Below are 25,978 nucleotides of genomic sequence, written 5' to 3' on the forward strand. Positions count from 1 at the left end.
GCGATGCAGCTGCTATAGCCGCCTCGCTCGACACACACAGATTACAGGAATTTCAATGGCCCAGCGCCCTTACATCGTTGGAAACTGGAAGATGCACGGCACACGTGCCATGCTCTCCGAAGCCCGCGCAATCGACCGTGCCGCCGAACGGATGGTGAAGGTCGAGGTCGCGCTGGCCCCGCCGTTCACACTTATCCACGCCACGCGCAAGGAAGCCGAACTGATAGCCGTCGGCGCGCAGGACTGCCATGCCGCGGAAGGCGGGGCGCATACCGGCGATATCTCGGCTGCCATGCTCAAGGATGCCGGGGCCGGATTCGTGATCGTCGGCCATTCCGAGCGTCGCGCCGATCACTGCGAGACGGACGAGATGGTGCGTAGCAAGGCGGATGCCGCCATCGCTGCGAATATGAACGTGATCGTCTGCGTCGGTGAAACCGAAGCTCAGCGCGATGCCGGAGAAGCTGAGGCGGTCGTGACCGCGCAACTCGCCGCCTCGCTGCCGAGTGGTGAACAGGCCGCCGAGAGGCTTACCGTAGCCTATGAGCCGGTCTGGGCGATTGGCACAGGGCGCACCCCGACGGTTGACGATGTCAGCGCCATGCACCGGGCCATCCGCGCCAAGCTGGTAGAACTGCTGGGCGAAGCGGGTGAGGCTGTTCGCATCCTCTATGGCGGCTCGGTCAAACCCGACAACGCTTCGGAGCTGCTCTCGGCTGACGAGGTTGGCGGAGCACTGGTGGGCGGCGCGAGCCTGACCGCCGAGAGCTTCCTCGGCATCATCATCGCCGCCGCAGAAGCCCAGGATAGCTAAGGTTCAGCCACAGCAGGGCGGGGCGCTCGGGGGCGGTGACTTGTGCAAACGGGTCGAAACGCCTAGATCGCCCGCTTTGATACAGGCGCGCAGGCGCCCAGCAGCAAAGAAGTCATAATGGGTCTTTTCCTCTTCCTCACCGTAGTGCAGGCCATTGTCGCCTTTGTGCTCGTGATCCTCGTGCTGATGCAGCGGTCTGAGGGCGGCGGCCTCGGCATGGGCGGCGGTGGCAGCCCCGGCGGCGTGATGAGCGCGCGCGGCGCGGCCGATTTCCTCACCCGCGCCACCAAGTGGTCGGCGGTGCTGTTTGTGGTGCTGGCGATCGTGCTGGCGGCGGTGGCGGTCGATGCCTCGGGTACGCGCACGATCGACGATTCGCTGGACCGCTCGGTGACCGAGCCGGCTGGCGGCGCGACCGAGGGTGTTCCTTCGGCGCCGTCCGCAACAGAAGAGGCCCCCGCTCAGGCTCCGTCCGACGATCCGCTGGCGGGCGTCAGCGAGTAATCCTTCACCAATCGGCGCAGTTATCCCCCGCGGGCCGGGCCTGACGGGGGATTATTGCAAGCTTTGCGCTTGCGCCGAATCCATGAGGCAGCTTAAGGCCCACCTCCCATGGCGCGGTACATTTTCATCACCGGCGGCGTGGTCTCCTCGCTCGGAAAAGGTCTCATGGCGGCAAGTCTTGCCGCCCTTTTGCAAGCGCGTGGCTACAAGGTCCGCATCCGCAAGTTCGATCCCTATCTGAACGTCGATCCGGGCACCATGAGCCCCTATCAGCACGGCGAGGTCTACGTGACCGACGACGGCGCCGAGACCGACCTCGATCTCGGCCACTACGAACGCTACACCGGCGTCTCCGCGCGGCAGAGCGACAATATCACTAGCGGACGCGTCTATCGCGACATCATCGCCAAGGAACGGCGCGGCGACTATCTCGGCGCGACTGTGCAGGTGATCCCGCACGTGACCGATGCGATCAAGGAATTCGCGCTCGCCGATCAGGAAGATCTCGACTTCGTGCTGTGCGAAATCGGCGGCACCGTCGGTGATATCGAGAGCCTGCCCTTCATCGAAACGATCCGCCAGCTCCGCAATGAGCTGGAGCCTGACCAGTCGTGCCTGATCCACGTGACGCTGGTGCCCTATGTCTCGGCGGCGGGCGAACTGAAGACCAAGCCCACGCAGCACTCGGTGCGCGAGTTGACCAGCCTTGGCGTGCAGCCCAACCTGTTGCTGTGCCGCTGCGAACACCCGCTGCCTGAAACCGAGCGCGCCAAGATTGCGCTGTTCTGCAACGTGCGCAAGGAAGCGGTGATCCAGGCGCTCGACGCGTCCAGCATCTATGCCGTACCCCTGCAGTATCATCGCGAGGGGCTGGACGAGGAGGTGCTGCGCCACTTCGGGATGCTGTCCAAGTCGCCGCAGCCCAACCTGGCGGTGTGGGACGATATCATCGACCGCTACGATAATCCTGAGGGCGAAGTGACCATCGGCGTGGTCGGCAAGTATGTCGGCCTGCCCGATGCCTACAAGAGCCTCAACGAGGCGCTGGTACACGGGGGGATGGCGAACCGCGTGAAGGTCAACATCCGCTGGATCGACGCCGAGGTGTTCGAACTCGACGATGCCGACATCGCCGCCCAGCTTGAGCCGTTGCACGGTATTCTCGTGCCCGGCGGGTTTGGCGAGCGCGGCAGCGAAGGCAAGATCGCCAGCGTCCGCTTCGCGCGCGAGCGCAAGGTGCCGTTCTTCGGGATCTGCCTCGGCATGCAGATGGCCTGCATCGAGGGTGCGCGCAACACGGCAGGAATTGCCACTGCGTCGTCCACAGAGTTTGGAGAGACCGACGAGCCGGTGGTTGGCATCATCACGGAGTGGATGAGCAAGGAAGGCCTCCAACAACGCAGCGCCGCCACCGATCTCGGTGGCACGATGCGTCTCGGCGCCTACGACGCGGTTCTGGCCGCCAACAGCCACGTGTCGCGCATCTATGGCGGCGAGACCGACATTTCCGAGCGCCACCGCCACCGCTACGAGGTCAACTCGGCTTACAAGGAACGGCTCGAGGCTGGCGGGCTGATCTTTTCAGGCATGAGCCCCGATGGCCTGCTGCCCGAGATTGTCGAGCGGCCCGATCATCCGTGGTTCGTGGGCGTGCAGTTCCACCCTGAACTCAAGAGCAAGCCGTTCGATCCGCATCCGCTGTTTGCAAAGTTCATCGCTGCCGCGCTGGAGCAATCGCGCCTCGTTTGATCGCCCGGTTTGATTGGCCCCCGGTTTTTGCGCTTGTTTTTGCTGAAGATCACGCTTGCCCGTCGCCTGGATCCGGGCGATATTCTCGTAGTACCTTGAGAATCCGCATCAATGTGCTGCTTATACAAGTGTCAGCCCGATGCGTTGAGCTTGCCACTCGAATGTCCGCCCTTCGCGACCCAGGGCCGGTATTTGTGGGGGCGAGTCGGCCACTGAGCCGAGGGGGCGGATGCCCATGAACCCGCCCCCAAACTCATAAACAGTCAGATCAGCTTGGGATCAGGCCGCGTCGGCGGACTTGTCCTCGCTGTTGTCGCTGACGACTTCGAGCGTGCTGCCACCGATGGCAATTTTCTTGGGCTTCATCGCGTCGGGCACTTCGCGCACCAGATCGATCACCAGCAGGCCATCGGCGAGATCGGCATTGTCGACCCGCACATAGTCGGCCAGTTCGAAGCGCCGCTCGAACCCGCGGTTGGCGATGCCGACGTGCAGCATGTCGCCCTCGGCGTTCTCGGCGCGCTTACGGCCCTGCACCACGAGCAGGTTCTGCTGCGCGGTAATGTCGAGATCCTCGCGCTTGAACCCCGCCACGGCGACAGTGATGCGATAGGCATCTTCGCTGCGACGCTCGATATTAAACGGGGGATAGTTGTCGCCGCCAGCGTTGCGGGCGTTGTTCTCGAGCAGGTCGAACAGACGGTCGAACCCGACGGTGGAACGGCGATAGGGGGTAAGATCGAAACGATTCATGTGAAACAAATCCTCTGTTGAGCAATTTGACAATGTGCGGGCCCGGTTGCGGCGCCCGCAGCAAAAAAATAGGATCGGCCAAACCGCTTTCAAGAGGAAGCGGGCCACCAGAAAGGACCAGAGACCATGAGCACGCCGCGCGTGGAAATCTACACCAAGGCCTATTGCGGCTACTGCCACCGCGCCAAGCGACTGCTCGACAGCAAGGGCGTCGACTATGAAGAGTACGACATCACGATGGGCGGCGAGAAGCGCAAGGAGATGATCGCACGCAACCCCGATGCCAGCACGGTGCCGCAGATATTCATCGACGATGAGATCATCGGTGGCTCGGACGAGCTGGCCGCGCTTGAGGCGGCGGGCAAGCTCGATCCGATGCTCGGGCTATAGGCTGACGCTGTGAGCGATCCCACCCGCATTGCGGTCCTGCAGATGACCACCGGCATCGATCCCGATGCCAACGCGCGCGCCATTGCCGCAGGAATGGAGCGTGCGGCGGGGGAAGGGGGGCGGATGGTCTTCACCCCCGAGATGGCACTGCTGCTTGATCGCAACCGCCAGCGAGCAGCCGACCATGTCGTGCCCGAGGCGGACAACCGGCAACTCGCGCAGCTGCGCGATTGCGCGGCGCGCTACGGGATCTGGCTGGCGCTTGGCTCGCTGCCGGTGCAGCGACTGGAGGACGAGCGCTGGGCCAACCGCAGCCTGGTGATTGACGACAAGGGCGAGATTCGCGCCCGCTACGACAAGATTCATATGTTTGATGTCTCGCTCGCGAGTGGCGAAAGCTGGCGCGAATCGGCGCAATATGCTCCCGGTGAAAAGGTCGTGGTGGTGCCCGATACGCCGGTAGGCCGCCTTGGCCTTGCGGTGTGCTACGACATTCGCTTCCCTGCGCTGTTCGAGGCGCTGGGTCGCGCCAAGTGCGACTGCATCTCTATTCCTGCCGCCTTCACCGTGCCGACGGGCGAGGCGCATTGGCACCTCCTCCAGCGCGCCCGCGCGGTCGAGGCGAGCGCCTACGTCGTGGCGGCGGCGCAGGTGGGCGAGCATGCCGACGGGCGCAAGACCTTCGGGCACTCGCTGGTGGTCGACCCATGGGGAGAAGTCGTGCTCGATATGGGGGCAAGCGAGCAGGATCAGCCCGGGTTCGCCGATATCGACCCACTGCGCATCACCGAGGTGCGCGCGCAGCTGCCGAGTCTTGCCAATCGGCGCGATCTGCCTAGATGACAAAACGATGATAGTGTTCGAACTCAGCTGCGATCAGGGCCACGCCTTCGAAGGCTGGTTCCGCTCGTCCGAAGATTTTGCCATGCAGCAGGACAAGGGTCTGCTGTGCTGCCCGCAGTGCGGCTCGAGCGCGATCGACAAGGCGCCCATGGCGCCCGCCGTGCCGCGAAAGGGCAACCAGATCGTGGAGCGGGCCATGACCGCCGAACCGCAAGGGCCTGCTGAGCCGCAAGCGCCGGTCGCCAATGCGCCGATGCCGCCGAAGGTTGCGGCGGCGCTGGAGCAACTGGCCAAGGCCCAGGCTGATGCGCTGAAGAACAGCACCTGGGTCGGCAAGGGATTTGCCGAGCAATCGCGCGCAATGCACTATGGCGAGCGTGAGCAGGCCGCAATCCACGGCGAAGCGAGCATCGACGAGGCGCGCGAATTGCTGGAGGAAGGCGTGCCGATCGCACCGCTCCCGCTGCCGGTGGCACCGCCTGAGGAATTGAACTGAGCCGGTAGTCACGCTGGCCGGCAAATTCGGGAAGTGGTGCGCCCGACAGGATTCGAACCTGTGGCCCCCGGATTAGGAATCCGATGCTCTATCCTGCTGAGCTACGGGCGCACGCCCAGCGCGCTTTAATCGCAGCGTTAGAACCGCACAACCACCTTGCCGACCTGTTGGTTCGATTCAAGGAAGGCATTGGCCTCGGGCAAAGCCTCAAGCCCGTCGAAGGTCTTGGCGATAACCGGCTGCAAATGCCCGTTCGCGAGCCCTTGCTCGATTCGCTTGCGCGCGCGTTCGAAGCGTTCGGGGTGGTTCCAGATCTCGCTCGCCACCCAGCCGCGCATCGAGCAGCCCTTGAACGCCATAGGCCAATGCGGATAGGGCGTAGGTTCGCCCGATAGGCCACCGTAAACGAACAGAATTCCACGTGGGGCCAGCGCTCGTGCCAGTGTGTCGACATAAGGCCCGCCAACCGGGTCGAACGCACAGCGCGCGCCTTCGCCGCTGGTAATGTCCATCACCCGCTCAACGAGATCTTCCTCTTCGGTCGCGATTACGTGCTGTGCGCCCAGAGCCCTGAGCGCCTCGGCCTTGGCGCTGGTGCGGGTGGCCGCAATCGAGACGCCGCCCGCCCAGTTCGACAGCTGGATCGCGGCCAGGCCCACGCTGGAGGACGCCGCTGGAATGATCGCCGCCTCGCCCACGCCGAGCTCCGCCACTTCGATGATCGCGAAGGCGGTCATGTACTGCATCCAGATCGCCGCCGCCTGCTCATCGCTCAGGCCTTCGGGCGCGGGCAGCAGGATGCGCGCCGGCACGATCGCCTCCTCGGCCCAGATACCATAGTCGCCTTGCGAAATCATCGGCAGCACGCAAACCCGCTGGCCGACAGCATAGTCGTTCACGCCTTCGCCAAGCGCGATGATCGTGCCGACGCCCTCGTAGCCGATCAGGCTGGGGAGCGTGGGTTGCACCGGGTATTTTCCGGCGCGGTACATCGCCTCGGCCCGGTTAAGCCCGACCGCTGACACTGTGAGCCGCACTTCGCCGGGGCCGGGCGCACCGAGCGGCAAGTCTTCGATAGTGAGCTGTTCGGGGCCGCCGGTGGTGTGAAAGCGGATAGCGCGGGTCATGGGGTCTCCTCTCAAGGGCAGGGTGCAGGAGTAGCGCCGCAAAGAAAAGGGGCCGCTCCCGATGGAAGCGACCCCCGATCTTTTGGCTAGGCCAGTCGATTAGAACGCGGCGGTGAAGCCGACATAGAAACGACGGCCAAGCACGTCATAGTTGTTGGCGTTATAGTTGGGGGCGTTGTTACCGCCGCCGGGCAGTTGGAAGAATGCCGGGTTGGCAGTCGTGCTCAGGTTGCCCAAGGGCGGCGCCTTGTCGAACAGATTGTCGACGCCAAAGCGCATTCGCGTGTTGTCGCTCACTTGATACGACGCGTTCAGGTTGAACAGGTCGTAGGCGGCAAAGCCGGTGTTGGTCGTGCCTGAAGCGATCGCGGGGAGGTGCTGCCACTGCAGGCCGACGCCGAAGGCATCACGCGAGTAGTTGAGACTGGTGAGCAGCTTCCAGCGATAGGCGCCGTTCGCGTTAAGCCCCGCTCCCGGATCGGCAAAGGTTCCGGCATAGTCCTCAAACGGGGTCTGCTGAGCTTCGGGCACCCCCGAGTAGAATGGCGAGGAACTCATTTCGATCAAGTAGTTGAACACAGTGTTCAGCGCGAGGCGACCGGTACCAACATCGACAGCCCAATCGAGCTGAGCGTCGATGCCCGAGGTCTTGAAGGCGGCGCTGTTGGTGTAGGCTAGCCGCACCGCACCGATGCCGCCACCCGTTCCGCGCTGGAAGTTGTTACAGGCAAACGAGTTCGGATCGAACGTCGGGTTAAACACCGGATCCAGGCACAGCTGCTGCAGCGTCTGACCTGACAGGAGCCCGATCGCATCGTCCACCTGGATGTTATAGTAATCGACCGCGAGGCGCATGTTGCTGAATGGGCCACTGTCGAGCGGAGACTCTAGCACGACGCCAACGGTCCAGGTCTTGGCATTCTCGTTGGTCAAGTTCGGGTTGCCCACATAGTATGGGAAAGCAACACCCGGAGCCGTCGAAGTACTTTGGGAGGGAGCCGATGGTGCAATGTAGTCCGGATCGCCGGGGTTACCGCGGCCATAAAATACATCCGAGTTTGCGGGCTGGCCGGGGATGTTGGTCTTGTCCATGAGCTGGCGGCAGAGGGCTTCCACCTGAGCGCCGTTCGCGTTGTTTGGGTTCGCCGAATAGGGGAACGGATTGCCTACCGAACAACCGTCACCGCCAGTCAGAAGACCGAAGTTCTGCGTCAGCGAATAAAGCTCACCAACGTTGGGAGCGCGCTCAGCCTTGTTGTACCCGCCACGAAGGCGGAGCCACTCGGTCACTTCCCAGTTTGCTTCAATCTTCCAGGTGGTGGAACCGCCGGTGATGTTCGAATCAGCATAGCGGATACCGCCGACCAGTTCGAGAAGGTCGATGCCCGGTACGTTGTGCAACACCGGCACCGATATTTCGCCATAGATTTCATGGCTCATAAGCTTCGCGTCGATGCTCTGCGCCGGATAGATACCGAGGGCTTGGTCGAGAAAGCTACTGTTGCGTTCCTTAAGCGTGTCTTCGCGGAAAATATAATGATTATCGCGATAGGTGGCACCTACGGCAGTGAGCACCTCGCCTGCGGGCAGTTCGAACAGTCCACCTTGGAGGTTTGCCTCGAAGACCGTTTGCCTCATTATGCCAGTCTCCTTGAGATCGGCATTGACGGCCTGGACGCAGTCCGCCGACGGGGTTGCGCCGGTGAATGGGTTGAGGCCCGTAGTACAGGTACCTTGGCCGGCACCGAAGAAGCCGCCGGTGGGATTGCCCGTCTGCGAGAAGCCGGCACCGAAGTTCGGCGCCGACATGACCGCACGAAGACGCTGAAGCGAAGCAACGCCGGTGGTGAGGAAGTTGGTGACCGATTCGCCGCGCTGGCCCGTGATATCCCACGACCAGCTCGAGTTCGGGATCGTACCTTCGAAACCCGCGAGGAGGTTGTAGGTATAGTTGTCGGTGATCGTTTCGCGATTGCCAAGGCCTGGCACATAGCCGGTGATCGAGTAGGGCGCGGTTGGATCGGTGCGTGCGTCGAGCAACGATACCAGGGTCGACGGAAGCCAGTCCGCGTCGTTGTATGTCACGCCATTTACGGTGTCGGGACCAGCGCGGCCCAGATAGCGCGGGATCACGACGTTCCAGCCGCCGACGATCGGACCAGGCTGCTGTACAGTTTCGGAGTGGGTGGTGCTGAAATAGCCCTGCGCGATGAACGAGATATTATCGCTGATGTCGTAGTTGCCGCGGGTATAGAAGTTATACCGGCTCAGCGGCAGGTTGATGTAGTCTTCCTGGAAATTCTGTGTGAGCGTGCCGAGCGAGGAACGCACGGTCAGCTGACCGTCGATCAGTTCTTCAGGGAAGTTCGACACGCCGGAAGCACCTGCCGCGCTGTTCCCGAAGGTGAAGGGCAGGTCGCCGAGAAAATAGAGATTGCCCGTGGCGGAGACGTTGCCTGTCCGATCTGGGAAATAGCTGTTGAGCAAGTCCTGATAGGCCTGGTTTTCGCCGGTCTGCTGAATGCCCGAATATATCGGGAAGAAATAGTTGCCTTGCACATCCGGGTTGGCCCACAGCTCTTGATACCACGGGCGGTCGGTTCGGTACGAAGCATTGCGATCGCTGGTCGACACAGCGAGGCTGATATTGCCGCGACCATCGGCAAAGTTCGTGCCCATGATTGCGCTGAGCTGGTATTCCCCGCCATCGCCGCGCTCGGTCATGTTGTATTGACCGCTGACCTCAAGACCCTCGAAGTTCTTCTTGAGGATGAAGTTCACAACGCCGCCCACGGCGTCGGCGCCGTAGGTCGAGGAGGCACCGCCCGAGATGATCTCGACGCGCTCGATTGCGGCCGAGGGAATAGTGTTGATGTCCACCGCCATGCTGGCGTTGCCGGGGGTGGCGCGGCGACCATCGAGCAGCACGAGGTTGCGGTTCGAGCCGATACCGCGCAGCGACACGGTTGCCGAACCCGGCGTGTTCGTCGGAGTGGCTTGAATGTCGCCACCGAGCGTCGGGGTCTTTTCGGGCACGAACTGCGGAAGGCGGTTGAGGTTCACTTCAACCGACGAGGTGCTCGAGTTTTCGAGGAGTTCGCTCCCGACGGTCACGATCGGGCTATTGGACTGGTAATCCTGACGCTGAATACGCGAACCCGTCACGACGATGCGGGCTTCTTCCTCGCTGGTGTCGTTATCCTGCGCCAGCGCGGGGCTGGCCGCGAGCAGCACGCTGGTGCCGCTCGCCATGAGTGCAGCCTTGTATACTGCCTGCTTGGTAAATTTCCTCACTTCGTGCTCCCTTCACAAAGATTGCGGAGCCGGCGAATCCGGTCACGCAAACCAAATTCTTATTCTCCGGCGCGGCTCTCGCGGCCCGCGCAACTCAGCGCATGCCGACTATGCAAAAGCTGCACCGGATGAATATCGTTCATGGGACTGACACGAGTTGACCTCGCCGTCTGGCAACGGCCGTCGCTCGAGCGTAAAGACGCCATACATCCTCCCATGTGCCGGAACTTGACTCTGTCCCGATCTGCGAGTGAATTCATATTCAGGGAAATTGATAGTGTCTAGGCTCACTTGCTACCAAAGCTGGCAAAATTCCACATTTTAACACTTTGGAAGCCCCTCGTCGGCGCGATCTGGCATAGGCCCGCTCACGGTCGATATCTTGGAAATGGAAATATTAAAGCGATATAACAAAAGGATAAGGTGCATTCCGACTTTGCCTTCGCGTGGGGTGTTGCGCTGTTGCATCGCCTTTCTGAAACATGAATGAACATGTCGCTGATCGTTGATCATGTCCGCTAAGGACAGAAGGCGGCGCACCGTGTTCGGTGTGATTGATCAAGTCTGCAAGGCGTGCTCGTGCCAGCAAAGCCGGGCGCCGATGAGTGGCGGAGAACGGTAAAAGTGGGGGCGTGCTGCGAGTATGCTTTTCTTTTGCTCTTCCTTGCGCAATACCTCCTGCACTGGGAATGCGGCGCACCATGTCGGTAGCCGCAAGTAATCCGGGGGATGAGTGGAAGACCGCAAGGAAGCTTGGCGTCGCGTACTCGCCGATCTGGCGCGCAGTTGTTATCTGACGGGCGCCGAAGGGAAGGGCAAGCCTGCCGGAGACGATGCGCTTGTGCTCGCAAAGTCACTCGGGCCACTGGCCGAAGAGGCGGTGCAGATCGTAGAAGCCTATGCGATTGGCGTTCGTACCTTGGGCAACGGTGAAGCGGACGAGCTTCCGCCGGGGTTCGAGGCGCGGCTGGCCATCATTCTCAACGGTCTCGTTCCCACCACCGAGGAAGAACCGGAAGAGATTGAAGACGACCCGCCCGTATTCCAGAGCGAACTATGGCAATTGCTCACCAAGGTGCGGGAGAGCGCCGAGCTATCTTATGCTCGCGAGATTGCTCTCGTCGAGCTTGACCGTCGCATCCTGCTGCTTCTGGGCACCGCCGGTCCGCTGGTTCCGGCGGAGCTGTCGAACGGGGCAGGGGTCGATAAGGCGCAGGTCAGCCGTTCGGTGAAGCGCTTGCTTGAGATCAAGATGGTTGAACGTCGCCAGATCCGTTCGCCGGTCAACCTGACCCGCAACGGCAAGGCGCTCGCCGACCGACTGTTGCGGCTGGCTGAACTGCGCAACCGCGAGCTGACGGTCGATATCCCCGACGCAGAGCTGGCCGACTTCCGGCGCGTGGTGGAAAAACTGCTCGAAAGGGCCGTCTCGCTCTATGATCAGGAGCGCGCGCTGGCGAACGAAGAGCCGAACGCACCCAGCCGCTTTCCCGTCGTGCCGCAGGACGAGCCGGGCAAGCCAATTGTACTCGACCGCGATCGGATCATCTCGCCGTTGATGACATTATCGGCCTATTTCAGCCGCTCGGCCGCGCTGATCTTCAAGCGCCGAACCGGCTTGTCGAACTTCGAAACCTGGGTGCTGAACGAGATTGGCCGCGATCAGCCGATCGAGTGGAACACGCTGGTGGAGCGGTTGGACCGCGATCACAGCCAGGCCGGCCGGACCGTCAACAGCCTGATCGAGCGCGCGCTGGTCGACCGGCAGGGTCGCCCTGGGCGGCGCCACGGGCGCTTTTCGCTGACCGAAGAGGGGGAGCGGATGTACGAGATCATCCAGGACGCCAGCCGTCAGCGCAGCGCCTATCTGATGGCTCCGCTCAGCGGCGACGAGCGTAGCCGTTTCCTCGCCACGTTTGAAAAGGTGCATCGCAACGCCGCCGTTCAGCTGGAGCGCGAGAGGGCCTTCGAGGAGATGGCACACCGCTGACGGCGACCATGCGGAAGCAACGATGTCAGCGGATGCGGCGCACCCGCACTGACATCTGGTTGTCGAACACCATCAGGAAGCTGCCCAGAGCCGCGCGGTCGATGGTGACGACCGACCCTTCGCGCGGCGGACGATAGGAATTGGGGACGCTTTCGGAGAACTGCCACTCGGCGCCGTCTTCCAGTGTGAGACGATAGACTCCCGGTTGCTGCATACGCACGGCAGTCACGCGGGTGGTCAGCTCGTCGAGCTGGCCGGCGGGTGTGCTGTCGAAGCGGTCAGATCTGCGCACGTCCTCGCTGCCGAAGCCGCGCACGGCGGGGGCTGCGGAGCTAGCTTGCGGCGCGGCTATCTGGCCGGGCACCGTGTTGCGTGCAGGCGAAGCGCCGGCCGACCGCACGTTGTTGTCATAACAGGCGAGGCGGGCGCTGGCATCGTCAATACGCGCGCACTGGCGCATGATCTCAAGCACGATCGCATCGTCGACCTGCGCGTGGGCCGGTTGGGGCAGTGCCGCCAGCGGCAGGGTCAGGCCAGCGGCCAGGGCGGCTAGGCGATAGGCTTGCATGCTTTCAATACTCCCTCTCTATTGCCGCTATCCATGACGCGGCGTGGGCATCGGCGCAAGGGGAGCTTGCAACTCTGCGCGCGCCACTTGTGCCCCGCAGCATCAGGGCATCCACGCAAAAATTCACTCGACTTGTGACTTGCTGCTTGAAACGCTTGGATTCGTGTGATTCAAGGGGGATATGATTATGTCCCCCCGCAAAGCTGATACCGGCAAAGTGAATGTCGGCGAGCGCTTGGCCAGTGCCATGGCGCTGGTCGTGCTGCTGTTGATCGGGGCGCTGGCGCTGTTCGGCCCGGCGGGCGTCATCGCCTGGGGTGAGGATGCGGCGCTGCTCGATGCGCATGACAAGCGGATCGCCGAATTGCGCGAGACCAAGGCTGCGCTGGAGAATCGGGTGCGGCTCCTCGATCCCGACAATGTCGATCCCGATCTCGGTTCCGAACTGGTGCGCCAGAACCTCGGCGTCATGCACCCTGACGAATATGTGATCGAACTGGACATGGCGGATAAGACTGCCGGAGATTAACCTATCTGGTTTTCCAGATCGGAATTTCTTCCCATATCGGTATTTCTCCATGCGATCACGTTGCGTGCTCTGGAATTAGCAGCCATAGGCCGTTGTCAGATGCGCGCGCCAACCGCGCCGCCCCGCGAAACAGAGGAAACCCTGAGCCTTGGCCAAATCCCCCAGCGCCCGTTCCGCCTCGTCCAAGCGCAGCCCTGCGCCCAAGGCGAGCGCCGCCGAAAGCAATACCTCGCTCGATGTGCTACAAAAAGAGTTCGAGAAGGATAAACGGTTTAAGGCCGATACCGATACGCTGCTTCACCTATACGAGCAGATGCTGCTGATCCGCCGTTTCGAAGAGAAGGCCGGCCAGCTTTACGGCCTCGGCCTGATCGGCGGCTTCTGCCACCTCTATATCGGTCAGGAAGCCGTCGCCATCGGCCTGCAGAGCGCGGCCGAGCCGGGCAAGGATTCGGTCATCACCGGCTATCGTGACCATGGTCACATGCTCGCCTACGGTATCGATCCCAATGTCATCATGGCCGAGCTGACCGGTCGCCAGGCCGGGATCAGCCACGGCAAGGGCGGCTCGATGCATATGTTCAGCACCGAGCACAAGTTCTTCGGCGGCCACGGCATCGTCGGCGCGCAGGTCTCGCTCGGCGGTGGCCTCGCTTTTGCCCATAAGTACAACGAGGACGGCGGCCTGTGCATCGCCTATTTCGGCGATGGCGCGGCCAACCAGGGCCAGGTTTACGAGACGATGAACATGGCGGCCCTGTGGGATCTGCCAATCGTGTTCGTGGTCGAGAACAACCAGTATGCGATGGGCACGGCGGTCAAGCGCAGCTCGGCGGAAGTGGAGTTCTACAAGCGCGGTGCGGCCTTCCGCATCCCCGGCATGGACGTTGACGGCATGGACGTGCTCGAGGTGCGTCAGGCTGCCGAGGTTGCCTTCAAATATGTACGTGAGGGCAATGGCCCGGTGCTGATCGAGTGCAACACCTATCGCTATCGCGGACATTCGATGTCCGACCCGGCCAAGTACCGCACCCGCGAGGAAGTGCAGGACATGCGCGAGAAGCACGACCCGATCGAGCGCGCCAAGGCCGATCTGCTCGAACTGGGCGTCGAAGAGGACAAGTTGAAAGAGATGGACAAGGCCATTCGCGCGCGCATCGGCGAGGCGGCAGACTTTGCGGAGAATTCGCCGCAGCCCGAGCCGAGCGAACTCTACACCGATGTTCTGGTGGAGGAGTATTGAGCCATGGCGATTGAACTGAAGATGCCCGCGCTCTCGCCCACCATGGAGGAAGGCACGCTGGCCAAGTGGCTGGTGAAAGAAGGCGACACCGTCAGCTCGGGCGACGTGCTTGCCGAGATCGAGACCGACAAGGCGACGATGGAATTTGAATCCATCGACGAAGGCACGGTCGGCAAAATCCTCGTGGCCGAAGGCACCGAAGAGGTGAAGGTCGGCACCGTGATCGCGATCCTCGCCGCCGAGGGTGAAGACGTCTCCGACGCCGAACCTGCGCCGACGCCGTCTCCCGCTCCTGCCGAGAGCGAAGGCAAGGCCGAAGAACCCGCCAACCCGCTTCCGGTCTCATCCCCCGAGGCCAAGCCGCGCAAGGACGACCCGGAAATTCCCGCCGGCACCAATATGGTCACACTCACCGTGCGCGAAGCGCTGCGCGATGCCATGGCCGAGGAAATGCGCCGCGACGACCGCGTGTTCGTGATGGGTGAGGAAGTCGCCGAATATCAGGGTGCCTACAAGGTTACGCAGGGCCTGCTCGACGAGTTCGGCGCCAAGCGCGTGATCGACACCCCGATCACCGAATATGGTTTCGCCGGTATCGGTACGGGCGCGGCCATGGGTGGGCTTCGTCCCGTGGTCGAGTTCATGACCTTCAACTTCGCGATGCAGGCGATCGACCACCTGATCAACTCTGCCGCCAAGACGAACTACATGTCGGGCGGTCAGATGCGTTGCCCGGTGGTGTTCCGCGGCCCCAACGGCGCGGCCAGCCGCGTTGCCGCGCAGCACAGCCAGAACTATGCGCCTTGGTATGCCAGCGTGCCCGGGCTGGTGGTGATCGCGCCTTATGACGCGTCGGACTGCAAGGGCCTGCTGAAGGCCGCGATCCGTTCCGAAGATCCGGTGATCTTCCTCGAAAACGAGCTGGTCTACGGCGAAAAGTTCGAGGTTGCCCAGCTGGATGACCACGTCCTTCCCATCGGCAAGGCGCGGATCATGCGTGAAGGCGCGGATGTCACCATCGTCAGCTATTCGATTGCCGTGGGTATCGCGCTCAAGGCTGCCGACGAGCTGGCGGGCGAGGGCATCGACGCTGAGGTGATCGACCTGCGCACAATCCGTCCGCTCGACAAGCAGGCCGTGCTCGACAGCCTGGCCAAGACCAACCGCGTCGTGATCGCCGAAGAAGGCTGGCCGACCTGCTCCGTCGCCTCGGAAATCGTCGCGCTGTGCATGGAAGAAGGCTTCGACCACCTCGATGCACCGGTCACCCGCGTGTGCAACGAGGACGTGCCGCTGCCCTATGCCTCCAACCTCGAAAAGCTCGCGCTGATCGACAAGGACAAGGTGATCGCGGCGGTGAAGAAGGTCTGTTACCGCTGACCAGTCTGGCGGCGCCTGGCCTGAAGGTCAGGCGTCGCAGTCGGCGACCGGATCGGGGGTGTTGGCGTTGCGCTGTTTAACGCCCGAAAGGTCGCGGTTGTTGCGCACGTTGAAAGCGGCGATGGCCACGATTGGTTCGGAGGCATCGAACAGGTCGACAGCTATCGGCTGATAGACCATTGCCACCTCGACGAACATCACCGCTTCGCCCTTGAAGGCGTAAATCTCCTCGCCGGGTGGACCCATGCCTTCGATGCTGGTGAACTCACCATCGCCTGCCTCGCCGTAACTTGAGGCATGGTCGAGATTGCCTATGCAGCGTTGCCAGTGGATAAATTGCTGGTCTTCGCTGTCTTCCAGAACTTCCAGGCTCGACAGGATGATGCGTCCGTTATCCAGCAGGCCGAATTTTTCGCCCGCCTGAATATCCGCGCCGAGGAAGATATCGTTGATGTCGCTCTCGTAAACGGTCACCTCGCCCAGCAGCGAGTTCTCGCCGATTCGGCTTGCATTATCGGCCACCAGCACCGCAAGCTGGTTGACGCGCAGCTGCGTGACGGCGCGGTTGGCGGCTTCCGCGCCGAACAGCCCGATGGTCAGCAGCAGCGGTGCGGCCAGCGCGAATTCGAGCATCGCGGTGGCTCGTGTGTCGCGCAGCAGCCTGCATAGCGAGACGCGAAAAGTCACAGGCATCGGGCCGTTACCGCAATGACTTCCTGACCGTCGTAAGGCTGGTTGCGCAGCACGGTAGAGGCCTCGAACTCGACCTCGTCGGAAAAGCCGAACAGCTTGCTTATCCCGAACGCGCGCGGATAGCTGACCGTAACCCTGTAAAGCACCACGTCACGGGCACCGCCCATGCCTTCCTTGCCTCGGTCCTCGTCCCAAATGCCGTTGCCGTTGGCATCCTCAAACTGTTCGCCATCGTTGCAGGTGCCGTTTCCATCGAGATCGGTAAAGTCCTCGGCCTGCGCGATCTGCGAGAACGTGGCGTAGGACTTGCGCGAAAAATCGACCTTGGCAGAGGGGGCGATATCCGTGACGGCCTTTTCCACCCGCGCGTCGATAGCTGCTTTGCCCTTGCCGGCATTTTCGATCGTGGAGGCGCGTGCGGCCTTCTGGATCGTGCCTTGCAGCTGGGCCTGCGTATAAAGATTGTAGCCGATTTCGAACAGGCCAAGCAGCATCGCGACAAGAACCGGCGCGATCAGGGCGAACTCGACCAGCGCGGCGCCGCGGTCGTTACTGGCAAGACGGGGCGGGGATTGCGTCACTCCACGATCCTCAGTTCGCTCACGTTTCTGGCGATTGCGCCGAAGGCCAGGTTCAGTTCGGCGGCGTCGGCGGCTTCGAAAAAGTGCCCATCGCCAGCGCAGTCGCGCATGATCTGGTTGAGATCGACTCCGAAGCCGATGACCCACACGGTTATCCCGCGTTTCTTAACCTCCGAACAGGCGAACTCGAACCGCTTCTCGATGGTTTCGACAAGCGTATACCGGGAGGTGGGCGACCAGCGGCGCTGATCGACCGGCTCGAAGCCGTAGGTTCCATAGCTGATATCGAGCGCGGAGGTTTCGCCGTCGGTCAGGAAGATAAGATTACGGCTTGTGGGCGACCCAGCTGCGACATCGCCGTTCTCCGCTGCGAACAGGCCGGTCGGTGAAATCATCCGTCCGCCCCAGATCATGCCGATATCATGGTAGGTGCTGCCATTGGCGTGGAGTGTCGCGAGGTAGCTGTCCAGCTCTCTCTCGGTCATGGTCGATAGCTTGGCGGCGGGGGCAGGGCATGCGTCGGTGCCCATCAGGCGGGGGGAGATGAATTCCGTAGCGGTCTGCCTCCTGCGTTGGCTGAAGCTGCCAGCTCCGTTGTATTCCTTCTCGCGACCGTAGATCCAGTCGGGATACATCGGGCGCCATTTGGTGACGGCGCCATTGTCGAACTGGACCCTGGTGCCGTCGCCCACGGGAAGATCGAACACACGCGCCGTCAGATCCTCGACGACGCTGATACCGAGCGCAGCCGGATTGTCGGTTGGCACCAGGTCGATGTTGAGGTCGAGCGCCTTTCTCAGGTCGACATTGCTGTAGTCGTCGATTTCGTAGGTCTGGCGTTCTTCGATGCAGCCGTAGGTTTCATCACGCCAATTCGTGACATCGTTCGCAATGCGGTCGTAGACCCACTTGCCGTTTCTGTCCCACGAGGGCTCGGTGATGATGGCGTAGGTGTCCTTGTAGGAGCTGTAGCTGGTCCGGATGACGGTGCAGGTCGACCCGTCGAGCGTGACCTCGAAAGAGTCGCCGTTGCGAGTGCGTTCGTATGTTTTGGTGTTACGCGTGCCAGGAGGCGGACCGACCACGGGCTCATTCGTTTCGCCGGTTTTGGTGGTGGACGAGGAAACGGTATCATAGGGACGGTTGGTGCAGCGCTTGTTGCCCCAGTAATCCGTGCTTGCCGGGTAGGTTTCCTGGCTGGACTTGGTCAGACTGCCCGAGATCGGGCTGCTGGCGGTCGCGAAAGAGGTGGTGGTCACTCCGCCGGTTTGCCGCAACTGGCGCGACTGGTAGCCCCATTTGTCGACCACCCATTCATCTTTCAGAATGCCGCCTACGTTGACGTTGGTGGAATAGGGCAGGAAGCCATAGCGGATGCGCGAGCCTGCCTCGGCCGTCGCCTGGAGCTGCTGGTGAAAGGTGCGGATCGTACCTTTGAGGACTTCGAGGCGCGAGGCAGTGTCGCCCGGGTTGTTGGTCGCCATCGAGCCGGTGACGTCGAGCACCATCATCACATCGGTGTTCGCAAAGTTGAGCTGGGCGCTGCATTCCACCCGCACGTCGATGGTGTCTTCGCCGAATATTCCCATCAGCGTGGTGGGTGTCTTCACGCTGGCGACGCCGGTGACGGAATAGTCTTCCTCCAGCGCCATCTGGAAGCGGCGCTCGGTCGATCCGTAAGCGCCGACCTTGAAGTTGGTGCGGAAGAAGCGGTCGCCGATCTCCGCCGTCTGGCTGGGCAGTTCGCCCGACACTACGGTTTCGGTTCCCAGCCGCTTGCGCGCGGCTAGTACACCTGCGTCGCAGGCCTGCTGGAGGCGCGCCTGGACGAGGTATCCACGACCGATATCGAGACCGCCACCGACCATGCCGACCAGCGGCAGAAGCGCGGCGGCAATGATCATAAGCGCATTGCCCGCCTGGTCATGAACCAGACGGTGCAGAAAGGGTGACCCGGTACCCGCTCGGGTTGAGGCAAAGGCCATACTGCATGTAATAGCCAAAGATGCTTAGCACATCGTCTGCGGACGTGGTTGTGAAAGCCAAGCCAGTGCCCAGTAGCATTTCACGTAAACGCAGTTAAAGCGTTGGTAATGAAAGCACCACCTGTCGCAGTGGCACTTATTAGAGCGGCAAAGCGAGCGGAAGTCACTAGGCGTTTTCACTTGGTGGTGGACAAGCCTTTGCTCAAATCGGAAGTTTATAGCAAAGATTCACACGTTCCTGATGGGTGGGCCGCCAATACAGCACGACGCCATCGTCTCAGCACATGGGACGAACTATCCGTGATTTGCAGAAAACTGCGAATATTTACGAAATTCTAAGGAAAATTTCGGATTTTGGCGGCTGGAGAAAGCTCGCCATGGCCACAGTGCACGATCCTGTTCCCGACACCCCGTCGCCCGCGCGGCGGCGGCCTGCTCTGCTGCGTGATTGCAGCGGCGCGGTTATGGTGGAATTCGCGATCGTCGGCACGGCGTTCATTGCCCTGCTTCTGGCCACTCTTCACCTGCTCATGGTCTATCTGGCCCAGCAGATGCTGGAGACCGCGTCCGAGGGGGCTGCTCGTATGTTCCTGACCGGCGTTGCACAGACCTCGACGCTCGCGAACGGAAACGTCGGCATGAACAGCGCGGACTTCAAGGACGCGATTTGCAACGGGGCCAGTGGAACCGATGTCAATGGCGATGCTTTCAGTTTCGGCCCGCTGCTGCCACCCATGTTGAACTGTTCGCGGCTGACGGTGAACGTCAGCACTGCCTCTGCCTACAGCGCCAGCGCGGCCGACCGACCCACCTTCGCTTACGACGGTAGTGGCAACATCGTCTCAACTGGCACCGGCTACACCTACACCGCGGCAGGATCGGGCAAGAACCGGATCGTTGCCGTGCAGCTCATCTATCTTTGGCCGACCGGCACCGGTGCGCTTGGCAGCAGCCTTATCAACGAGCCGAACGATAACCGCATGCTGACCGCCACATCGGTGTTCACCACCGAGGACTACGCTTGCAATGCGAGCCAGTCCTCATGTTGATGCGCCTGCTCTCCTGTACCCGCGGCGTTGCGCTCATCGAGTTCGCCTACATCCTGCCGTTGATGATGCTGCTCTACTTCGGCGGGATGACCGTTTCCGAGCTGATCGCTGTCGATCGGAAGGTGACAACGGCGGCCCGTGCGCTCGCCGATCTGGCCAGCCGCAGCATCTCGCCCGCGATTATCTACAACGATCCTGACGCTGTCAGCGCCAGTAGCTTTCTCAGCGCGAGCGCGATCTCGCTTGCTCCCTACAAGCTCGACAAGGCGACCCAGCAGATCTCGCTGCTGCGTGTGTGCGATGACAGCCATGCCTACGTGGTGTGGACGCGCGCGCGCACCCAGAACGCTGACGGAACCGTAAGTTCGGTAATTGCATCAAGCGACACGTCAGGCACCCTGCCGACGGTTGAGACGCAGTCGGCTGATACGGTGGTGACCATTCCCAACGATATGGTTTCGGCAAACATGATTCCCACCTCGCCCGACGGGTCGAACGTGTGCGGCAACCTCGATCCAGGCACTAGCACCACGACCCAGGTCGGGACTGCCGGCGCCTTCCTGTACCGTGGCACTGTGACCTACACCTACTCGCCGCCGATCAGTTTCATGTCGTTCGGCACCACGGAGCTTTCCGACACGATCTACATGGCTCCGCGCCTTTACTAGGAATCGGCAGATGTTTGGACGCCTCACCAGCAAGACCAGGAAGTCGATCGGCGGATTCCTTCAGCGCCTGAGATCCGATTGCAGTGGCAACGTGCTGATGATTTTCGGCTTTGCCATAATTCCGCTCACCTTCGTGGCGGGGTTCGGAGTGGACTATGGGCGGGCGATGCGCCTGCAGACCCAGCTTAACGCAGCGGCTGACGCAGCCGCTCTGGCGGCGGTTTCGCCAACGATGATGTTCGAATCGCGCGAAGCCTCCGATGGGGCGGCGCGCAAGATGTTCAATTCGCAGGCGGCGGCGTTACCAGGCCATCGCAATCTGGTGATGCAGCCGAACATCGAGAACGTCACCACGGGCAGCGGCAGCACGCTGGGCTTCTTGCGCAAGGCGACGGTCAGCTACACGGCGGAGTCTATCAATATCTTCGGCGGCGTGCTCGGCGCGGAGACGCTAGAGATATCTGGCTCCGCAGCTGCGAGCGCGGCACAGCCGCCCAACGTCGATTTCTACCTCGCGATGGACAATTCTCCGTCGATGCTGCTGCCTGCGACCAATGACGGCATTTCCAAGGTCATCGCCGCCACCAAGAATTCGCACAATTCCTCGGGCTGTGCCTATGCCTGTCATGCGCAGCTCCCGCACACCGATCACATCTATGTCGAGGATACCAGCGGTCGCGATGTGCTGCTGTCGACGAGCTACTACAACGCAGGTTCTTCGAAGAGTGGCTGGTGGTATCGCTGGGATGCCAGTGGCAGCCAGCTTTACGACAGCAACGGCAACCCGATGAATTCGAATACGACGGTTACCGGCCCAACCGAAACTAACACAGAGCGGCACAGCAATACCTATCGATGTGGTGGCTACTGGTGGAATCCGCGATACTGTACCGACGAATATACGATCACGACCACGGCGACCACGACGACCGAAACGATTGTCAGATACTCCATCGTCGATAGCACCAGTGGGCCGGTGGAGATCAGGCGGACTGTCAGCACCAACACGACAACGTCAGGAACCGTTACCGACTCGCGCTACAACAATCCGCAACCGTACAGCAACAGCAGTCCTAGCGGGCCATCCACAAGCGTCTACGACTACGGCTATTGGGCCGACGGCTACTGGCTGACGCACAACTATGGCAAGATTTTTGGCAGTCCTACGCGCCTCACGCTGCGCAAGGACGCGATGGTGGCGGCGGCCACGCAGCTTATCCCTTTCGCCGCAAACCAGGCGAGCGACTACCACGTGACATATCAGATGCAGCTGTTCTCGTTCGACTGGACCCGGTCCGGCCAGAGCTCGCCGGTGCGGCAGCTCACGAGCCTCACCGACGTTGGCACCTTTACCAGCGGGTTCTCGGTGGAATCGGTCTTCCCGACCGATGACTACTGGTACAAGAACAATATGCCGACGAGCAGCCTGAACATCGGCGACCGGGCGACCGAAATGCTGAACATGCTCAACTACATGAACAACAATATTCCCAATGCCGGTAACGGTGCGCCAGGCCAGACCCCGCAGAAGATTCTGTTCCTTATCACCGACGGCATGCTCGATCAGCCTGACGGTTCGCGTGTGATGGGTCCCATGCGCAGCGCTGCCAACAAGGAGCTCGCCAAGTGCAGTGCGCTGAAGGCGCGTGGTATCAAGATCGCGATTCTTTATACGCAATATCTGCCCGAATCGCTGGTCGGCGACAGCTGGTCGCAGAGTAACGTGGCACCTTGGCTCCCGCCGCCACCGTCGCCCTATCCCGCGGGCAATGCGGGCAGTTCCGATCAGATTCTCACCGCCCTGCAAAGCTGTGCTTCACCCGGAAACGACGGCAATCCGTTGGTGCAGACCGTCACCTCGGACGACGATATCAGCACCGCGCTTCGGACGTTGTTTTCGACCACGCTACAGACGGCCCGTCTGATCAGGTAAGCTCGAAAGCTGCATTGTTGGCTGCGTGGACGTGAACGGGCTTGCATTCCGTCCCGGCGGTTGGAATTGAGCTGGACGATGTCCGTCGATCTGCTCGAAACCTTGCCCCTTCCGCAGCGGCTGGCGCTGTCCTACGCCCCGGCCACAGCGCGCCCGGCTACGCTTACGTTGCTCGCGCTCGATACGCGGCTGGCGGGCGTGGTGCTGGGTGGCGGCGAGCCGATGATCGCACAGATCAAGCTAGCCTGGTGGCGCGACCGGCTGCGCGAGGCGCCTGCCAAATGGCCGAAAGGCGAGCCGCTGCTGGCGGCCTTGCATGAGGCCGTGGGCGATGGCTCCGGCCTTGGTGCTCTGGTCGATGGCTGGGAAGGCCTGCTGGCGGAACACCCCGGTGAGCGGGAGTGGCAAGAGTTTGCGACGGGGCGCGCCTCGCTGTGGGAGGAAGTCGCGCGCAAGCTCGGCGAGGAGGCACAGGGCATTGCAGGCTCCGCGCGGACCTGGGCGTTAGCTGATCTGGCGTTGGGGCTGGAGCCCGGTGACGAGCGAACCTCCATCATCAGCGTCGCTGAAGAAGCACCGGACCACCATGCGCGGTTGCCGCGTGTCTTGCGCCCGTTGGCGGTGCTCCGCGCGCTGGCGGGGCGGGCGCTGTCGGATAACCGTAAGGCGCTGCTCGACGGGCCGGGCGCGATGCTTGTGGCAATGAGGGTTGGCATTTCGGGCCTCTAAGATACTCTGCGCAAGTCTCTGGGGCGTTTAGGGAGACGGCGATGAATCGCCTGATTTTGGGTGCGGTGAGCACGCTGTTGCTAGTTGGTGTTGGCTTGTTCTGGATTCAGGGCAGGGCCGAGGTTGAGCGTGCAGCGCCGCCACCCGATCCCGAGGTGCTGGCGCAAGAAAGCCCCGACCCCGAGGCCCTGCCGACTGCTTACGTCGCCGATATGGTCGGACCCGAGCCGCCTGAGGCAAGCGAACTGACACGCGAACAGCGCCGCTTCTTCCGCTACGATCGCAATCGCGATCTCAAGATCACGCGCCAGGAAATGCTCTCCAGCAGGACGGATGGCTTCCGCAAGCTCGATGTTGACGGCAACAACCTGCTCACCTTTGAGGAATGGGCGATTACGACTTCGACACGGTTCGATGAAATGGACGCCGATGGCAACCGCGAGCTGACCGCCGCCGAGTTCGCCACCAGCGCACCAAAGCGACGGCCCAGGCCGCGCTGCGACTGCTAAGCCCAGACCCGCTTAGAGCGAGCGCTCGGTAACTTCAGGCGGACACCTGCTGCAAGGTGTCGAGCCATTCGCCTAAGTCGGCCTTGGCACGCTCGGTATAGGCTTCCTTGCGGCGCTTCTTGTGAACCTCGTGCAGTGGCGGAAACAGGCCGAAGTTGATATTCATCGGCTGGTAGCTCGAAGCCTCGGCGTCGCCCGTGATGTGCGAGAGCAGGGCGCCCAGCGCCGAGGTCTGCGGGGGCGGCGTCCAGTCGGTGCCTGCCAGTTCGGCCGCCGCCATCATGCCGGCCACCAGCCCGACGGCCGAGCTTTCGACATAGCCTTCGCAGCCCGTCACTTGCCCCGCAAAGCGGATATGCGGCGCGCGCTTCAGCCGCAGCTGGCGATCAAGCAGGTCGGGCGAGTTGATGAAGGTGTTGCGGTGCATCCCGCCCAGCCGCGCGAATTCAGCGTTTTCGAGGCCCGGAATGGTGCGGAACAGTTCGACCTGCGCGCCGTATTTCATCTTGGTCTGGAAGCCGACCATGTTCCACAAGGTGCCCAGCTTGTTGTCTTGCCGCAGTTGCACCACGGCATAGGGCCAGCGGCCCTGCGGGTGTTCCTCATTCGTATCGTAGGGATTATCGAGCCCCACGCCCTTCATCGGGCCATAGCGCAGCGTTTCCACGCCGCGCTCGGCCATGACCTCGATCGGCATGCAGCCGTCGAAATAGGGGGTGTCGGCCTCCCATTCCTTGAAGTCGCCCTTTTCGGCGTCGAGCAGGCCCTGGTGAAAGGCGAGGTACTGCTCCTTCGTCATCGGGCAGTTGATATAGTCGCCGTCCTCGTTCGAAGCCTCGGTGCGCTTGTTCCAGCGGCTCTGGATCCAGCACTTCGACATATCGATCGAATCGCGGTGAACGATGGGGGCAATGGCGTCGAAGAAGGCGAGCCGATCCTCGCCCGTGGCGTTCACGATGGAGCTGGCCAGCTCGGCGGCTGTGAGCGGTCCGGTAGCGACGATGGTGAGTCCGCTGTCGGGCAATGCCTCGACCTTTTCGCGCACGATCTCGACATTGGGATGTTCGCTCAGCACGCGCTCTACTTCGGCGGAGAACACGTCGCGGTCCACGGCCATGGCGCTGCCCGCCGGAACGCGTGCCTTTTCGCCCGCTTGCATGACTAACGAATCCAGCCGGCGCATCTCGTGGTGCAACAGGCCGACCGCGTTCTTGGTGTCGTCGTCGGAGCGAAACGAGTTGGAGCAGACCAGTTCGGCGAGCCCCTCGGTTTCGTGCGCAGGGGTGGAGCCGCCGCCGCCGCGCATTTCCGAGAGGCGCACCTTTACGCCGCGCTGGGCCAGCTGAAACGCCGCTTCCGATCCGGCGAGGCCGCCGCCGATGATATGTACCTGATGAGTCATGGCACGCCAGATAGGCGCTTCACGCGCTGGCGCAAAGGGCTCGGCGCGGCTAGAGCATCGCGCATGCCCAAACGCGCGCTGGCCCAGAAACGCCCCTTCCTGCTGCTGTCCATCGCGGCGGCGCTGGCATTTTACTATCTGCGCGTAAGCCAGCTACCCGAATTTTACCTCGTTCCGCTGAAGGGGAGCGCGGTGGCCTTGCTGGCGATCTATGCATTTGTGCGCCATGCGAGCCCCGATGCGCGGCTCTATGTCTGGGCGCTGGGCGCGGCCTCGCTGGGCGATATGGCGATCGAAATCGACGTGACGATTGGAGGATTGCTGTTCTTCCTTCACCACGTGCTGGCGATGGGCCTGTTTCTCAAGCATCGCCGCCCGGCCACCGGCATTCACAGCTGGATCTGCGGGGTGACGCTCATCTGCGTGCCGCTGGCGGGCTACTTGCTGCCTTACGATCCCGATGCGAAATTGCAGACTGCGCTCTATGCGCTGTCACTTGGCGCCATGGCGGCGAGCGCCTGGGCGAGCGACTTTCCGCGGTTCCGGGTTGGGGCGGGTGGCTTGCTGTTCGTGGCTAGCGACCTGATGCTCTTTGCCGAGATGGGGCCGCTGTCTGGTACGCAATGGCCGCAGCTGCTGGTCTGGCCGCTGTACTATCTCGGCATGTTCCTGATGTGCACCGGGGTAATTCAGACGCTTAGCAAGCGTGATCCGCAATTGCGGGCGGTAAAGTAGGGCGGGCCGAATCA

Annotated in this window: 24 protein-coding genes and 1 tRNA gene; 16 read left to right on the top strand and 9 right to left on the bottom strand. The window is 62.1% G+C overall.

The annotated features are described in order from the left end of the window. Positions 1 to 55: 55 nt before the first annotated feature. The 3 genes from tpiA to pyrG all read left to right on the top strand — a co-directional run bounded on the left by tpiA (position 56) and on the right by pyrG (position 3,067). Positions 56 to 814 carry a triose-phosphate isomerase gene (gene tpiA, locus ABDJ38_RS08000; protein WP_346784562.1) on the top strand — a complete coding sequence of 253 codons (759 nt, stop codon included), beginning with the start codon at positions 56 to 58 and terminating at the stop codon, positions 812 to 814. A 117-nt stretch (positions 815 to 931) separates the two neighbouring features. Beyond that, entirely contained in the window at positions 932 to 1,318 is a 387-nt protein-coding gene (gene secG, locus ABDJ38_RS08005; RefSeq protein ID WP_346784563.1) for a preprotein translocase subunit SecG, read from the top strand. Positions 1,319 to 1,426: 108 nt separating this feature from the next. Continuing rightward, the gene (pyrG, locus tag ABDJ38_RS08010; protein ID WP_346784564.1) at positions 1,427 to 3,067 is read left to right on the top strand and encodes a CTP synthase; all 1,641 of its coding nucleotides are present in this window, start codon (positions 1,427 to 1,429) and stop codon (positions 3,065 to 3,067) included. A 279-nt stretch (positions 3,068 to 3,346) separates the two neighbouring features. Here the strand turns inward: pyrG and ABDJ38_RS08015 are convergent, their stop codons facing one another. Then, positions 3,347 to 3,820, bottom strand: coding sequence for an Hsp20 family protein (locus ABDJ38_RS08015; protein WP_346784565.1), 474 nt, complete (start codon positions 3,818 to 3,820; stop codon positions 3,347 to 3,349). A gap of 126 nt (positions 3,821 to 3,946) precedes the next feature. On the opposite strand from ABDJ38_RS08015, the gene grxC reads away from it, so the two are divergent. From grxC to ABDJ38_RS08030, 3 genes are read left to right on the top strand one after another with little or no spacing between them, the layout of a single operon-like run. After that, positions 3,947 to 4,210 (top strand): glutaredoxin 3, encoded by a 264-nt coding sequence (gene grxC / locus ABDJ38_RS08020; RefSeq protein WP_346784566.1) that lies wholly within the window; start codon positions 3,947 to 3,949, stop codon positions 4,208 to 4,210. Between the two features lie 42 nt (positions 4,211 to 4,252). Next, the gene (locus tag ABDJ38_RS08025) at positions 4,253 to 5,053 is read left to right on the top strand and encodes a carbon-nitrogen hydrolase family protein (protein WP_429771098.1); all 801 of its coding nucleotides are present in this window, start codon (positions 4,253 to 4,255) and stop codon (positions 5,051 to 5,053) included. A gap of 7 nt (positions 5,054 to 5,060) precedes the next feature. Further along, positions 5,061 to 5,549 (top strand): DUF1178 family protein, encoded by a 489-nt coding sequence (locus ABDJ38_RS08030; RefSeq protein ID WP_346784568.1) that lies wholly within the window; start codon positions 5,061 to 5,063, stop codon positions 5,547 to 5,549. Positions 5,550 to 5,583: 34 nt separating this feature from the next. Here the strand turns inward: ABDJ38_RS08030 and ABDJ38_RS08035 are convergent. From ABDJ38_RS08035 to ABDJ38_RS08045, 3 genes are all read right to left on the bottom strand, one after another. Continuing rightward, positions 5,584 to 5,660, bottom strand: a tRNA-Arg gene (locus ABDJ38_RS08035). 26 nt (positions 5,661 to 5,686) lie between these two features. Beyond that, the gene (locus ABDJ38_RS08040) at positions 5,687 to 6,676 is read right to left on the bottom strand and encodes a zinc-dependent alcohol dehydrogenase family protein (protein WP_346784569.1); all 990 of its coding nucleotides are present in this window, start codon (positions 6,674 to 6,676) and stop codon (positions 5,687 to 5,689) included. 99 nt (positions 6,677 to 6,775) lie between these two features. Next, positions 6,776 to 9,970 carry a TonB-dependent receptor domain-containing protein gene (locus ABDJ38_RS08045; protein WP_346784570.1) on the bottom strand — a complete coding sequence of 1,065 codons (3,195 nt, stop codon included), beginning with the start codon at positions 9,968 to 9,970 and terminating at the stop codon, positions 6,776 to 6,778. Between the two features lie 733 nt (positions 9,971 to 10,703). Here ABDJ38_RS08045 and ABDJ38_RS08050 point away from each other — a divergent pair. Then, entirely contained in the window at positions 10,704 to 11,960 is a 1,257-nt protein-coding gene (locus ABDJ38_RS08050) for a MarR family winged helix-turn-helix transcriptional regulator (protein ID WP_346784571.1), read from the top strand. 25 nt (positions 11,961 to 11,985) lie between these two features. Here ABDJ38_RS08050 and ABDJ38_RS08055 read toward each other — a convergent pair whose 3' ends face one another. Continuing rightward, on the bottom strand, positions 11,986 to 12,528 hold the full coding sequence (locus ABDJ38_RS08055) for a hypothetical protein (RefSeq protein WP_346784572.1): 543 nt from the start codon (positions 12,526 to 12,528) through the stop codon (positions 11,986 to 11,988). A gap of 187 nt (positions 12,529 to 12,715) precedes the next feature. Here ABDJ38_RS08055 and ABDJ38_RS08060 point away from each other — a divergent pair, with 187 nt between their 5' ends. The 3 genes from ABDJ38_RS08060 (at position 12,716) to ABDJ38_RS08070 (ending at position 15,680) form a co-directional block, all read left to right on the top strand. Next, on the top strand, positions 12,716 to 13,057 hold the full coding sequence (locus ABDJ38_RS08060; RefSeq protein ID WP_346784573.1) for an FtsB family cell division protein: 342 nt from the start codon (positions 12,716 to 12,718) through the stop codon (positions 13,055 to 13,057). 148 nt (positions 13,058 to 13,205) lie between these two features. Further along, a complete protein-coding gene (pdhA, locus tag ABDJ38_RS08065; protein ID WP_346784574.1) occupies positions 13,206 to 14,300 on the top strand; it encodes a pyruvate dehydrogenase (acetyl-transferring) E1 component subunit alpha in 1,095 nt (364 codons plus the stop codon). 3 nt (positions 14,301 to 14,303) lie between these two features. Further along, positions 14,304 to 15,680 carry a pyruvate dehydrogenase complex E1 component subunit beta gene (locus ABDJ38_RS08070; protein WP_346784575.1) on the top strand — a complete coding sequence of 459 codons (1,377 nt, stop codon included), beginning with the start codon at positions 14,304 to 14,306 and terminating at the stop codon, positions 15,678 to 15,680. A 27-nt stretch (positions 15,681 to 15,707) separates the two neighbouring features. Here ABDJ38_RS08070 and ABDJ38_RS08075 read toward each other — a convergent pair whose 3' ends face one another. From ABDJ38_RS08075 to ABDJ38_RS08085, 3 genes are read right to left on the bottom strand one after another with little or no spacing between them, the layout of a single operon-like run. Then, the gene (locus ABDJ38_RS08075; RefSeq protein WP_346784576.1) at positions 15,708 to 16,373 is read right to left on the bottom strand and encodes a TadE/TadG family type IV pilus assembly protein; all 666 of its coding nucleotides are present in this window, start codon (positions 16,371 to 16,373) and stop codon (positions 15,708 to 15,710) included. Continuing rightward, positions 16,364 to 16,954 carry a TadE/TadG family type IV pilus assembly protein gene (locus ABDJ38_RS08080; protein WP_346784577.1) on the bottom strand — a complete coding sequence of 197 codons (591 nt, stop codon included), beginning with the start codon at positions 16,952 to 16,954 and terminating at the stop codon, positions 16,364 to 16,366. The genes ABDJ38_RS08075 and ABDJ38_RS08080 overlap by 10 nt, the downstream gene beginning before the upstream one ends. Next, positions 16,951 to 18,858, bottom strand: coding sequence for a pilus assembly protein TadG-related protein (locus ABDJ38_RS08085; protein ID WP_346784578.1), 1,908 nt, complete (start codon positions 18,856 to 18,858; stop codon positions 16,951 to 16,953). Before ABDJ38_RS08085 ends, ABDJ38_RS08080 begins: the two co-directional genes overlap by 4 nt. Positions 18,859 to 19,316: 458 nt before the next feature. On the opposite strand from ABDJ38_RS08085, the gene ABDJ38_RS08090 reads away from it, so the two are divergent. From ABDJ38_RS08090 to ABDJ38_RS08110, 5 genes are all read left to right on the top strand, one after another. Then, the gene (locus ABDJ38_RS08090; protein ID WP_346784579.1) at positions 19,317 to 19,988 is read left to right on the top strand and encodes a TadE/TadG family type IV pilus assembly protein; all 672 of its coding nucleotides are present in this window, start codon (positions 19,317 to 19,319) and stop codon (positions 19,986 to 19,988) included. Continuing rightward, entirely contained in the window at positions 19,982 to 20,656 is a 675-nt protein-coding gene (locus ABDJ38_RS08095; RefSeq protein ID WP_346784580.1) for a TadE/TadG family type IV pilus assembly protein, read from the top strand. The genes ABDJ38_RS08090 and ABDJ38_RS08095 overlap by 7 nt, the downstream gene beginning before the upstream one ends. A gap of 10 nt (positions 20,657 to 20,666) precedes the next feature. Beyond that, entirely contained in the window at positions 20,667 to 22,589 is a 1,923-nt protein-coding gene (locus ABDJ38_RS08100) for a TadE/TadG family type IV pilus assembly protein (RefSeq protein ID WP_346784581.1), read from the top strand. A gap of 78 nt (positions 22,590 to 22,667) precedes the next feature. Continuing rightward, entirely contained in the window at positions 22,668 to 23,318 is a 651-nt protein-coding gene (locus ABDJ38_RS08105) for a squalene/phytoene synthase family protein (protein ID WP_346784582.1), read from the top strand. Positions 23,319 to 23,359: 41 nt separating this feature from the next. Then, the gene (locus tag ABDJ38_RS08110) at positions 23,360 to 23,827 is read left to right on the top strand and encodes an EF-hand domain-containing protein (protein ID WP_346784583.1); all 468 of its coding nucleotides are present in this window, start codon (positions 23,360 to 23,362) and stop codon (positions 23,825 to 23,827) included. Between the two features lie 34 nt (positions 23,828 to 23,861). Here ABDJ38_RS08110 and trmFO read toward each other — a convergent pair whose 3' ends face one another. Further along, positions 23,862 to 25,229 (bottom strand): methylenetetrahydrofolate--tRNA-(uracil(54)-C(5))-methyltransferase (FADH(2)-oxidizing) TrmFO, encoded by a 1,368-nt coding sequence (gene trmFO, locus ABDJ38_RS08115; RefSeq protein WP_346784584.1) that lies wholly within the window; start codon positions 25,227 to 25,229, stop codon positions 23,862 to 23,864. 63 nt (positions 25,230 to 25,292) lie between these two features. On the opposite strand from trmFO, the gene ABDJ38_RS08120 reads away from it, so the two are divergent. After that, the gene (locus ABDJ38_RS08120; RefSeq protein ID WP_346784585.1) at positions 25,293 to 25,964 is read left to right on the top strand and encodes a lysoplasmalogenase family protein; all 672 of its coding nucleotides are present in this window, start codon (positions 25,293 to 25,295) and stop codon (positions 25,962 to 25,964) included. The last annotated feature ends 14 nt before the right edge of the window (positions 25,965 to 25,978 follow it).

The organism is Aurantiacibacter flavus, assembly GCF_039710615.1.
GTDB classification, from domain to species: domain Bacteria; phylum Pseudomonadota; class Alphaproteobacteria; order Sphingomonadales; family Sphingomonadaceae; genus Alteraurantiacibacter; species Alteraurantiacibacter flavus.